The following is an 11456-nucleotide window of genomic DNA, read 5'->3' on the forward strand; positions in this document are numbered from 1 at the left end:
CCTCCACCCACGACCACGCGAGGGGATATCCCCACGCCTTGCTCCTTCTCCCCCGGTATACGAGGGGAGAAGGAGCAACTTCAGGGGATAACCCCTGGTGTTGCGCGGGGCGGGTCAGGCCCTCGGGCGGCGCGGATACAGCCCGGCGGGCGCCGTACTGATGTCGGCCTGGTCGCCGCCCCGCCGGACCGCTCGGTGATGGACGTGCTCACTGGCCTCGGCCTGGAGTAGCCGCGCCGAGATGAGCGAGTACGGCGAGCACGCGGCGGTGACCGTCCTCGCTCTCGGGCAGCGACAGCTTGGTGAACAGGTGGCGCACGTGCGCCTCGACCGTACGTTCACTCAGGTAGAGCCGCTTGGCGATCGCGCTGTTCGTCAGCCCCTCCGCCATCAGCCCGAGTACGCCGCGTTCGCGCTCGGTCAGCGTCCCCAGCGGATCGTGTCGCGCGACCAGGCCGGCCACTACCTGTGGATCCAGCGCCGAGCCACCGCCGGCGACCCGTTCAGCCGCAGCGAGGAACTCGGCGACGTCGAGCACGCGGTCCTTCAGCAGGTAACCGAATCCGCCGCGTGACACGAGGTCGACCACGTACTGCGTCTCGATGTGTTGTGAGAGGAGCAGTACGCCGAGCTCCGGATGCGCATTCTTGATCTCTTGCGCCGCGCGGGCGCCCTCGTCGGTGTGGGTCGGCGGCATGCGGATGTCCGCGACGACGAGATCCGGCCGGTACGCCGAGACAGCGTCGAGCAGACCGTCCGCGTCGCCGAGGGGCGCGACCACCTCGTGGCCGCCGTCGACGAACAGCATCTTCAGCCCCTCCCGCAGGAGCACCTGGTCCTCGGCGATCACGATCCGCATGGCAGCTCCGCGACGAGTGTCGTACCGCTGCCGGGTCGGCTCTGGACCTGGAACGTGCCACCCAGGGCCGCGACCCGATCCGCGAGACCGATGAGCCCGGTGCCGTGGCGTGGCGCCGCGCCGCCGATGCCGTCGTCGACAACCCGGACGACGAGATGCTCACGGTCGTGGTCGGCGATCAGGTCGACGCGGGTGGCGTCGGCGTGCTTGACGGCGTTGGTGAGGCCTTCGCAGCAGATGAAGTAGGCCGCGGCCTCCACACCTGTGTCGAATCGACGGTCCGGCATCCGCACCGAGACCGGGAGCGGAGCCCGCCGCGCCAACTCCTGACAGGCGGGCGCAAGCCCCGCGTCGAGCTGCGCCGGCGGAAGCCCTCTCGCCAATTCCCGCAACTCGCTGATGGCGATCGTCGCCTCCGCAACCGCTCCTTCCAGCGTCGCCCGAACCCCAGCGGCTCCGGTGCCGAGTTGGTGCTGGGCGTGGCGCAGGGCGAGGCCGATCGAGACGAGGCGTTGCTGGGCGCCGTCGTGGAGGTCGCGTTCGATCCGGCGGCGTTCGGTGTGGGCGGCGGTGACGATACGGGCGCGGGAGGCCTTGACCTCGACGAGTTGCACGTTGAGTTCGGCGCGCAACCGGGCGATCTCGACCGCGAGCCCGCCGTCCTCGACGACCCGCCGTACCAGGTCCGGCCCGAGGTCGGTCCCGTCGTATCGCACGACTCCGATCGCTTGATCACCCCGCTCGATCGCGATCCGGTGCCGGCCGCCGGCGTCGTCCCGGGTCGCGCCGGACAGGTCGACGTACCGACGACTCTCGGGGAGGAAGACGAGCAACTCCAGCGCGGGATCGCCGAGGATCTCGCCGAGGACCGACTGCACGTCCTCCGGCGGTCGCCGGCCCGCGCGTACGTCGTCGAGGAAGGTGGTCATCCGGTGCAGCGCGTCGTACCGGGACCGGTTGAAGCGCCGGTCGACCACGTCCTGGATCCGGGTCCGCAACGGCCGGAACAGGACTGCGCAGACGAGCGTCGCGACCGCCGCGGTCCAGGCCGAGCCCCGGCCGAGAAAGGCGCCCAAGGCAACGGTCAGCACGGCGTACGCCGCCACCAGCAGAAGCGAGAGGCCCGCGTACGCGACGGTGCGGCTGATGAAGAAGTCGATGTCGTACAGCCGGTACCGCAGAATCGCCGCTCCGGCCGCCAACGGCAGTCCGATGAGGGCGATCGCGGCGATGATGCCGGCCGCCGGGGTGACGTACCAGAGCACGAAGCTCGTCGGCAGCGCGATGCCCGCGACCACCGCGGCGAGCACGAACCACTTCAGCTGCTGCCGTTCCAGGCCGGTCGACCTCCGGAAGCGTACGGCGAGGGAGGCGACCGCGCCGAGCAGCGAGCCGAGGAACAGCGGCATCCCGACCGCCAGCAAGAGTCCGGTCGGCAGCGAGGCGACCGCCCAGGGATTGCGCCCCGCGACGAAGTCGCGACCGCGATCCGGGCTGAGCGACCAGGCCGCCATGCTGATCAGCAGGCCCACGGCGCCGGTCCAGGGCAGCGGACGCCACCTCGGGCTCAGTAACCGACCGGTCGGGAACAGCAGGAAGGTCAGCGTCCAGCCGTACCCGCTCGGCAGCCAACTGACCGCCGAGATCGCCTCGCCGACGGGGCCGCCCGGCCACCCCTCCGCGGCCGCACGGAGACCCCATCCCTCGGCGAGATCCGACGCGAACGCGTTGAGCACTCCGAAACCGCAGAACAGCCACCCGATCGCGTTCTCCGGCCGCCGTCGCACGATCAGGGCACCCGCCCCGACCGTCGTCAGGGCGAACAGCCCGTAGAGCAGCGTGTCGTAGACCGGTTCGAGCCGCCACGACAGGCCGATCGCGGCGATCTCCGCGACCACGCATATCCCGAACATCACGGCCGGCACCGGCCGACGCCCTCCCACTCCACCATCGTGGCAGCGCCGGACCGTCCCGCCAACAGTGCTGGCACCTACACGAATGTCGTACTGCTGCCGATGTGCGCGGCAACGACCGATTCCTACCGTCGAAGCACAATCTTCGAAAGGTGGGGAACCATGAACCGCAATCTGACCGTGCTCGGCCTGGTCGGCGCCGCCGTGACCACACTGACCGGTATCGCCGTCGAGGCCGTCGTCAAACCGGCGTCCGACATCTCCGACAAGGTGTGGAGCTACCCGTGGAGCAGTGACGCCTTCGTCCCGGTCTCGATCGGGTACGCCGTCCTGCATCTGCTCGTGTTCTTCGGGATGGTCGCGGTGTTCCGGGCGATGACCACCCGCGGCGGCCGGATCGGGGCCGCGATCGCCGCGGGTGCCACGTTGGTCCTGCTCCTCGCGGAACTCGCGTCGATTCCGATCAAGGACCAGCAGCTCGACGATACCGGCGCACAGGTCGTCGGCGCGTTCTTCGGTCTGGGCGTCGCCCTCACCGCGATCGGCCTGCTCGTCGCCGGCATCGCCGTACTGCGGTCGGCCGACTGGACCGGCTGGCAGCGGTACGCCGCGCTGCTCGCAGGCGTCTGGTCATTGGTGTTGATCGGCCTGAGCATGACCAGCGCGCTCCCGGTCGGGGTCGCCGTCTACGGGCTCACGCTCTGCGTGCTGTTCGCCGCCGTCCACACCCGGCGGGCAACCGCGGCCGCCGAGCCCCGGATCACGGCCCGGGTCGACTAGTTGCCGGCGGCAAGCGCTCGGCCGCCCGCAAGCTCGTAGAGGAACGTGTTGACCGGCGTCGGAACGCCTGCCTCGTTGCCGAGGCGGACGACGGCGCCGGTCCACGCGTCCAGCTCGGAGGGACGGCCGGCGATGAGGTCGCGCTGGAGCGATGTGGTGCCGTCGGCGGGGAGTCCGTCGATCCATGCGAGGGTCCGCGGCACGACGTCCTCGGCGAGGTGGATGCCTCGGGCAACGGCGACGTCGCGGATCTCGGTGGTGGCCTCGGTGAGGAGCCGGCGCGTGGAGGGATGGGTACGGAGGACGCCGTACCCTGCGCCGGTCGCCGTACCGAGGCCGCCGCTGGGGACGACCGACAGGAACTTCGCCCACAGCGCGGCCCAGATGTCCTCCGCGACCGTGGCCTGCAGCCCGGCGGTGACGAACGCGCCCCTGAGCTGGTCGGTGCGGGAAGACTGCCGGTTGTCCCACTCGCCGAACGTCAGTTTGCCGGCGCCGAGGTGCCGGATGAACCCCGGGCCATCGACGTACGCGATCACCTCCGCAGCACCGGGCAGTACGGCGTCCCGTCCGTACGACTCGGCCACCTGATCCGGCGCTTCCACGCCGTTCTGCACCGTGACGATCGCGGTGTCCGGACCGACGAGCGGCCGGATCGAGCCGATCGCTTCGGACAGCTGCCACGTCTTCACGCTGACCAGGACGTAGTCGACCACGCCGATCTCCGCCGGATCGCTCGTCGCCAGCACCGGCAACTGGAGATCGCCGACGGGGCTTCGCACGACCAACCCGTCCGACCTCAGCGCCTCGAGGTGCTTTCCCCGCGCGACGAATCCGACGTCCTGACCCGCCGCGGCCAGCCGCGCACCGAAGTACCCACCCACGCCGCCCGCGCCGATGATCCCGATCCTCACAAGCTGCTCCTCTGTTACCGGTTTAACTGGTAACACCGATGATAGGCTACGGCCATGGACACGCGCTTCACCTGGGTCGGCGGCCGGCCGTCGGTCGACTTCACCGCGACCGTCGGCAAGCGGGAGCAGGCGCCGTTCGAGCGCATGCCCGAGCCGGCCGACCTGGCTCGCTGGTTCCGGGCGGCAGGCCTCACCCAGGACGAGGTGCCGATCTCTCGCCGCACCTACGGTCAGGCGGTCCAGCTCCGGGAGGCGCTCTACCGGCTCTTCACCGGCACGACGCTGCCGGCCGATCTCGACGTGGTCAACCAGTGGAGCAGCCGCCCGCTGGCAGGCCCGCGCCTGACGCTGGATCGTCGCGTAGCCACAGCCCTGACAGATGTCCCAGATCTGCTCAGCCGATTGGCCCGAGATGCCGTCGATCTGCTCACCGGTCCGCTGGCCGAGCGGATCCGGGCCTGCGCGTCCGAAGACTGTTCCCTGCTTTTCGTCGACGCGAGCCGCCCCGGTCAACGCCGATGGTGCTCGATGAACACCTGCGGCGCCCGGGCAAAGATGGCGACGTACCGCGCGACGGATTGAGGAGTTCGCGCAATCCACCGGGCCGCAGGGAGCCGGGCTGGTTGATTGTCGGCATGCGTACACCGACAACTGCTCCGGCGCAGGCGGCCGGAATGATCCGCCGCGATCAAGAACTCCTGCTGAGCCGGGTCGAGGGCAAGAGCGAGGACGAACTGCAGGCGCCGTACGAGGTGACCGCCGGGCCGCTCGGCGACTTCTGCGACTCGTTGCACGACCTGGTCGCGCACGTGCTGATGTGGGACGAGATCAACCTCGCCGTACTGCGGGATGCCAAGGCAGGACGGCTGCACTGGAGTCTCGACGCACGCTGGGAGACCGCGGACATCGGGTGCGCCCTCAACCTGGGCGGGGTCGAGGCGGGCCGACGGATCCCGTCCGAGCTGGTCCTTCACCGGTTCCACAGCGTCGGCGCTGCACTGATCGCGGAGATCGAGCAGTACGACGACCAGGCGTGGGCCGATCCCTCGACGGGTGCCGGTTTCGACGGCGGGATCGGGGCACTGGCCGAGTATGTGTCCACGACGCCGGACGGCTTCCTGTTCGCCCACGCGGCCCGTCACCTGCAGCCGGTCGCCGCATGAGGCCCGACCTGATCGACAGCCCGGAGTACGGGTCCGAGACCGATGCGCTGCTGAAGGTGCTCGCCGACCTGCCTGTTCCGGATGTCGATCCGTACCAGGCGCTGCTGCTGGACCGGGAAGATTTGCCGGATGCAGCGTTGGCCGGTGAGCGCGATCCACGGGTTTCGTTGGAGGACCTGACGATCGAGCTGCCGGGACGGACGCTGCAAGCGCGGGTCTATCGGTACTCGACGCAGCCACGGCCGATCGTGCTCTGGCTGCACGGCGGCGGGTTCGTCGGCGGTCACCTGCGCGACATCGAGTACGCGACCTCGGGGATCGCTGCCAACGGCAACGTCACCGTTGTCTCGCTCAACTATCGCCTGGCGCCCGAGAACCCTTGTCCAGCAGGGCTTCACGACGCCTACGAGACGCTCCAGTGGATCCGCACGCACCTGACGGAGCTGAACGGAGACGGCCGGATCGTTGCCGGAGGCCAGAGCGCCGGCGCCGCGTTGGCCGCCGGCGCGTGTCTGATCGCCCGGGACGAGGGCACGCCACTCCCCGACCGCCAGATCCTCTGCTACCCGACCCTGGATCTGCATCCGGACGCGGACTGGCACGAGTGGTACTTCGCAACCGATGACATCCCCGCAACCGCCGTACCGTTGCAGGCCGACTCGCTCGCAGGTCTCCCGCCGACGCTCATGCTGGCCGCCGGACGGGACTCGTTGCGCGACGACGCCCTCGCGTACGCGAGTCGCCTCAGGCAGGACGGCGTACCGACACGACTGGTCGAGTACGCCGACACCATGCACGCGTTCCTCAACTTCCCCGCCGCGCTCTCGGCCGGGCGGCATGCGGTCGAGCTGATCGGGGCGGAGCTCCGCACCGCGTTCAGTGCACGCCGCGCATGAGTCGCTGGATCGGACGGGCCGCCAGCGCGAGCAACCCACCCAGTGCCAGCGCGACCCCACCGATGACACCGAAGTACGGCGTCTCGTGGTCGGTGCTGTAGAGCTTCGCGAGTACGCCGGACATCGCCGTACCGAGCGCCACGGAGAGGAAGAACAGGGCGACCATCTGGGTGCGGAACGCCTCGGGAGCGAGTTTTGTCGACAAGGAGAGACCGACCGGTGAAAGCAGCAGTTCGGCGATCGTGAAGACCAGCAGGATGCCGGCGAGGCCGAGCAGCGGTGCGCTGTTCGGCCCGCCGCCGGCCATGGTCAGGAAGAGCAGGAACGCGATCCCCATCACCGCCAGCCCGGCGCTGAACTTGATCGGCGTCGACGGCTGTCGCGAACCGAGCTTCGTCCAGAGCGCGGCGAACACGCCGGACAGGACGATGATCATCACCGGGTTGATCGACTGCACGAACGAAACCGGCATCTCCCAGCCGAAGAGGTTCCGGTCCAGGCGCTGGTCGGAGTACACGGTCACCACGGTGAACTGCTGCTGGTACAGCGACCAGAACGCCGCGCTCGCGATGAACAACGGGATGAACGCGAGCACCCGGCTCCGCTCGACGTCGGTCAGCCGCCCACTGCCGAGAATGACGACGAAATACGCGATCGCCGCGAGGCCGCTGATGATCGCGACCGCGAGCGCGTACCGCGAGGCGGGCAGGACGCCGGAGATCAGGAACACGACGACGACCACCAGCGCGACCGCTGCGCCGATGAGGACCCTGCGCATCGTCTCGGGGTCCAGCGGGTTCGGCACCCGCCTGGCGTCGTCGCTCAGTCGACGGCGGCCGGCGCCGTACTGAACCAGGCCGAGGAACATTCCCGCCGCGGCCAACCCGAAGCCGTAGTGGAAGCCGACGTTCTTCTGCAGCAGGCCGGTCAGCAGAGGTCCGGCGAAGGCGCCGAGGTTGATGCCGAGGTAGAACAGCGAGAAGCCACCGTCGCGGCGGTCGTCGTCCTCGCGGTACAGCGTCCCGACCAGGGAGGTGGCGTTCGCCTTCACACCGCCGCTGCCGACGGCGATCAGCACCAGCCCGACCGCGACCCCGGCCAGGCCTGGGATCAACGCCAGCGCGATGTGACCGGCCATCACGACGACCGCGGCGTAGAACAGCGTGCGTTCAGGACCGAGCAGGCGGTCGGCGAGCCAGGCGCCGAGGATGGTGGACAGGTAGACGAGCCCGCCGTACGCCCCGACGATGCTGGTCGCGGTGGCTTCGTCGATGCCGAGGCCGCCGCGGTCGGCGGGGTAGTAGAGGTAGATGAGCAGGATGCCCTGCATGCCGTAGAACGAGAAACGTTCCCACAGTTCGACGCCGAACAGGTTCGCCAGCACCGGCGGATGGCCGAAGAACGTGCGTTGCGATTGATCGGTCTCCGGGCTGCTCACGACAGGGCTCTCCTCGGTGATCGGCTCAGGGGGTGTGGGTCAGTGCTCAGCGCGGTGGGTGAAGAACCGGGCCGGGTTGCCGGCCGCCCGGGGGTTCGAGGCCAGCCAGGCGGCGAAGGAATCGGGATGGCGGCGCTCGAGTTCGTCGAGGTATGCACGCCGCACGTCGATCATCGCCTGCCGACGGTCCGGTCCGAGGACCCGCTGGAGCTGGGTGAAGCTCCGCCGCCAGGCCAGGCACAACTCGTCGTCACTCAGCTCGCCGACGCTGCGCACCACCGCGGCGAGGTACTTCGGCAGCACCCATTCCTCGGCCGGCCTGCCGTCGGACTGGACGACCTGGAGCAGGCTATCCGATGCCTTTGGCAACTTTATCGGCCGGTGCCGCCGGACCTCGCGAGGGGTTTTGTCGATCCGCCCGGCGCGGAGCCAGCTGACGACCGGCGGGGACACGCCGACGACCAGGAGGATGAGCGCCACGGTCCGCGCTCCGACCGCGGCGGCGTACCCGCAGACCGCCAGCACGAAGAGTCCGCCGAGCACGGCCCAGCGCGGGACGACGTACACCAGGTCGCCGGCCGGCAGATCACGGCCCAGACCGATACTCAGGCAGACCGCTCCCGCTGTGAACGCGGCGACAAGGAAGGCAACCAGGTTCGTCGCCGGTGACACGAACACCAGCGACGCAACGACTCCGATCGTGGCCAGCAGTCCCACGGCTGCCCGCCAGATGCGCAAATACCGCAGCTCGACGTCCACCATGTGCATCCAGTGCCCCATCGCCCGGTTGTCCAACCAGGCGTCGCACCTACAGTGTTACTCGCTCAGGGGCTGCACTGAAGCCCGACTGCGGTGAGGGTGGTCTCATGACAGGAAAAGTGATCTGGCACATGACCATGTCCCTCGACGGATTCATCGGCGACCGCGACGACAGCGTCGACTGGATGACCCTCGGCGACGGCGGCCCGTCCGGCCTCGGCGCGGAGGTGATCGCGACCACCGGCGCCTTCCTGTGCGGCGGGAAGCGGATCGACAAGGTCGGCGAGAGCCGCCCGTACGGCGGCGCCTGGACCGGGCCGGTTCTGGTCTACACGCGCAAGGACCCGGCCACGAACCCGATCCCCGAGTTCACCTATGTCTCCGGCGACATCCGGTCGGTGGTGGCCGGCGGGCTGGAGGCAGCGGCCGGGAAGAACCTGGTCGTCACGGGCGGGACCGTACCCCGGTTGAGCCTGGACGCGGGCCTGGTGGACGAGATCGTCCTCCACATCGTTCCGGTCCTGCTGGGTGAGGGGATCCGCTTCTACGAGAGCCCAGGAGTGTCGCCGACCCGCCTGCAGGTGCTCCGCGCCGAGGGAATGAACTACCGCTTCGAGGTCATTCGGTAGTGCAACCGGTTGCACGTGTGCTTTACCGTGGTCGCATGCCGCCACGTACGCACCGGGCGCCGGGGGTCACCATCGGCGACGTCGCCGCCGCAGCACAGGTCTCGCGGTCGACGGTGTCGCGGGCCTTCACCCGGCCGCAGCTGCTCAGCCCCGAGACCGTCGACCACGTGCGCGCGGTCGCGGCCCGGCTCGGGTACGTCGGCAACCAGGCAGCGCGGGCGCTGTCGACCGGACGGTTCGGCAACATCGCGGTCGTCGTACCCGACATCGCGAACCCGTTCTTCCCGCCGCTCGTCCGGAGCCTGCAACTGGCCGCCGAGACCGCCGACCTGGCGGTGTTCCTCGGCGACTCCGACGAGTCCGCCGAGCGGGAGGCGAAGCTGATCGCCCGGCTCGCGCCGCAGGTGGAGGGGTTCGTGCTGGCCTCGCCCCGACTGTCCGAGGAGCTGATCCGCGAGCTGGCCGCGAGTCGTCCGGTCGTCCTGGTGAACCGCGATCTGGAGGGCATTCCACGCGTACTGATCGACTCGTCGGGCGGGATGACCGAGGCCGTGATGCTGCTGAAGAAGCTCGGCCATCAGCGGCTCGCGTACCTGGCCGGGCCGCGTGACTCATGGTCTGACCAGCAGCGCCGGGATGTGCTGACCTCGGCCGCGTCGGGCTTGTCCGTGGAGGTCATCGAGGTCGGTCGACCGAGCTATGCAGCCGGGCGGGACTCGGTGTCGGCGATCGTGCGGTCCGGTGCGACCGCGGCGATCGCGTTCGACGACGTGGTCTCGCAGGGCGTGCTGGCCGGGCTCGAGCTCCGCGGCATCTCGGTGCCGTCGGACTTCAGCCTCGTCGGCTGCGACGACACCCTCGCCGCGCTGACCACGCCGGCCTTGACCAGCGTCTCGGCCGGAGCTGCGACCGCTGGCGCGGCGGCCGCGAAGCTCCTGATCCAGCTGCTCGAGGTCCCCGACCCGGGGGCGGAGTGCGTCACGATCGCCACCCACCTCGTCATCCGGGCCACCACGGCCACTGTGACAGCCGCCGTGACAGCCGCCGTGACAGCTGCTGTGACGGCCAAGGGGACGGCCACGGGCACGACCGCTGTGACGCGTTGACGTGCAACCGGTTGCATGCTGGAATCAAGTGCATGACTCGTCTCGCCATCGCCGGCGCCGCCCACCCGCACGTGGCCTACGCGACCGCGGAGGTCGACGCTGTCGTGGACTACGAGCTGGTCGCGGTGGCCGATCCGAGCCGGGAGACCGCTGAGCGATGGGCCGCGCCGTACGACGCCAAGGTGTTCACCGACCACCAGCAGATGCTGCGCGAGACCGAGCCTGACATCGTCCTGGTGGCGGGGATCTACGGAGAGCGCGGTCGGGCCGTCGTCGACGCCCTCAACGCCGGCTGTCACGTCATCGCCGACAAGCCGCTGTGCACGACCCTCGAAGACCTCGACGCCATCACCGAAGCCGCGCAACGCACCGGCCGCCACGTGACGCTGCTGCTGGAGAAGCGCTACTACCCCGTCACGCTCGCAGCGCTGGAGATCTCGAGTCAGCTCGGCACCGTGCACGGCGTGACGTCCTCCGGCCCGCACAAACTCAACCGCCCGACCCGCCCGGACTGGTTCTTCGACCGGGCGCAGTACGGCGGCCTGCTGAACGACCTCGCCGTACACGACATCGACGCCGGGCTGCTGTTCACCGGGCTCACGAGTGGCACGGTGAGCGGCGCCATCGTGGACAGCTCGTACGGCGTGGCGACGCTCAGCGGACCAGGCGCGCTGATCACCGCCGGGGTGGACTGGATGAATCCAGCAGGCTCACCAGTGCACGGCGACTACCGGATGAAGCTCGTCGGCACCGATGGCACCGCTGAGCTGCTGTGGGCGCGCAACCGTCTCGTCGTCACCACCACCGACCTCGCGCCGTACGACGTACCGCTGCCGCCCGGCTGTCGCCCTGCCGAGCTGCCCCTGAAGGCGCTTGCTGCCGGCAACGAACCGGACATCACCACCGCCCGCGGCCTGCTGGCCACCCGCCTCGCCCTGCTCGCCCAACAGTCCGCCGAGACCGGCGGCGTACCGCTCCCCTGGACGACTCCCTGATCCC

General features: G+C 69.7%; 12 protein-coding genes. 7 read left to right on the forward strand and 5 right to left on the reverse strand.

Going from position 1 to position 11456, the window contains the following annotated elements; all coding sequences use genetic code 11:
• Positions 1–208: 208 nt before the first annotated feature.
• Entirely contained in the window at positions 209–859 is a 651-nt protein-coding gene (locus tag ACIA58_RS27050) for a LuxR C-terminal-related transcriptional regulator (RefSeq protein WP_396406594.1), read from the reverse strand.
• Complete coding sequence (locus ACIA58_RS27055) at positions 847–2772, reverse strand: histidine kinase (RefSeq protein ID WP_396407820.1); 1926 nt, start codon at positions 2770–2772, stop codon at positions 847–849. Before ACIA58_RS27055 ends, ACIA58_RS27050 begins: the two co-directional genes overlap by 13 nt.
• Before the next feature lie 162 nt (positions 2773–2934).
• Here ACIA58_RS27055 and ACIA58_RS27060 point away from each other — a divergent pair, with 162 nt between their 5' ends.
• Positions 2935–3552: a hypothetical protein gene (locus ACIA58_RS27060; RefSeq protein ID WP_396406595.1), complete on the forward strand. Its 618-nt coding sequence runs from the start codon at positions 2935–2937 to the stop codon at positions 3550–3552.
• Here ACIA58_RS27060 and ACIA58_RS27065 read toward each other — a convergent pair.
• Positions 3549–4466 (reverse strand): 2-dehydropantoate 2-reductase, encoded by a 918-nt coding sequence (locus ACIA58_RS27065; RefSeq protein ID WP_396406596.1) that lies wholly within the window; start codon positions 4464–4466, stop codon positions 3549–3551. The genes ACIA58_RS27060 and ACIA58_RS27065 overlap by 4 nt on opposite strands.
• Positions 4467–4520: 54 nt before the next feature.
• Here ACIA58_RS27065 and ACIA58_RS27070 point away from each other — a divergent pair, with 54 nt between their 5' ends.
• Genes ACIA58_RS27070 through ACIA58_RS27080 form a run of 3 tightly spaced genes read left to right on the forward strand, consistent with a single transcriptional unit; the run spans position 4521 to position 6525 of the window.
• Entirely contained in the window at positions 4521–5048 is a 528-nt protein-coding gene (locus ACIA58_RS27070) for a CGNR zinc finger domain-containing protein (RefSeq protein WP_396406597.1), read from the forward strand.
• Positions 5049–5101: 53 nt separating this feature from the next.
• A complete protein-coding gene (locus ACIA58_RS27075; RefSeq protein WP_396406598.1) occupies positions 5102–5629 on the forward strand; it encodes a hypothetical protein in 528 nt (175 codons plus the stop codon).
• Positions 5626–6525, forward strand: a complete 900-nt coding sequence (locus tag ACIA58_RS27080; protein WP_396406599.1) for an alpha/beta hydrolase — start codon at positions 5626–5628, stop codon at positions 6523–6525. Before ACIA58_RS27075 ends, ACIA58_RS27080 begins: the two co-directional genes overlap by 4 nt.
• Here ACIA58_RS27080 and ACIA58_RS27085 read toward each other — a convergent pair.
• Positions 6506–7963 (reverse strand): peptide MFS transporter, encoded by a 1458-nt coding sequence (locus ACIA58_RS27085; protein ID WP_396406600.1) that lies wholly within the window; start codon positions 7961–7963, stop codon positions 6506–6508. The two genes, ACIA58_RS27080 and ACIA58_RS27085, sit on opposite strands and share 20 nt — an antisense overlap.
• Before the next feature lie 39 nt (positions 7964–8002).
• The gene (locus ACIA58_RS27090) at positions 8003–8743 is read right to left on the reverse strand and encodes a hypothetical protein (protein WP_396406601.1); all 741 of its coding nucleotides are present in this window, start codon (positions 8741–8743) and stop codon (positions 8003–8005) included.
• Between the two features lie 86 nt (positions 8744–8829).
• On the opposite strand from ACIA58_RS27090, the gene ACIA58_RS27095 reads away from it, so the two are divergent.
• The 3 genes from ACIA58_RS27095 to ACIA58_RS27105 are packed head-to-tail and all read left to right on the forward strand — an operon-like array spanning position 8830 to position 11452.
• Entirely contained in the window at positions 8830–9351 is a 522-nt protein-coding gene (locus tag ACIA58_RS27095) for a dihydrofolate reductase family protein (RefSeq protein ID WP_396406602.1), read from the forward strand.
• 35 nt (positions 9352–9386) lie between these two features.
• Complete coding sequence (locus ACIA58_RS27100; protein WP_396406603.1) at positions 9387–10457, forward strand: LacI family DNA-binding transcriptional regulator; 1071 nt, start codon at positions 9387–9389, stop codon at positions 10455–10457.
• A 32-nt stretch (positions 10458–10489) separates the two neighbouring features.
• Positions 10490–11452, forward strand: coding sequence for a Gfo/Idh/MocA family protein (locus tag ACIA58_RS27105; protein WP_396406604.1), 963 nt, complete (start codon positions 10490–10492; stop codon positions 11450–11452).
• Positions 11453–11456 lie beyond the last annotated feature (4 nt).

This window comes from Kribbella sp. NPDC051586, assembly GCF_044453965.1.
Taxonomy (GTDB): Bacteria; Actinomycetota; Actinomycetes; order Propionibacteriales; family Kribbellaceae; genus Kribbella.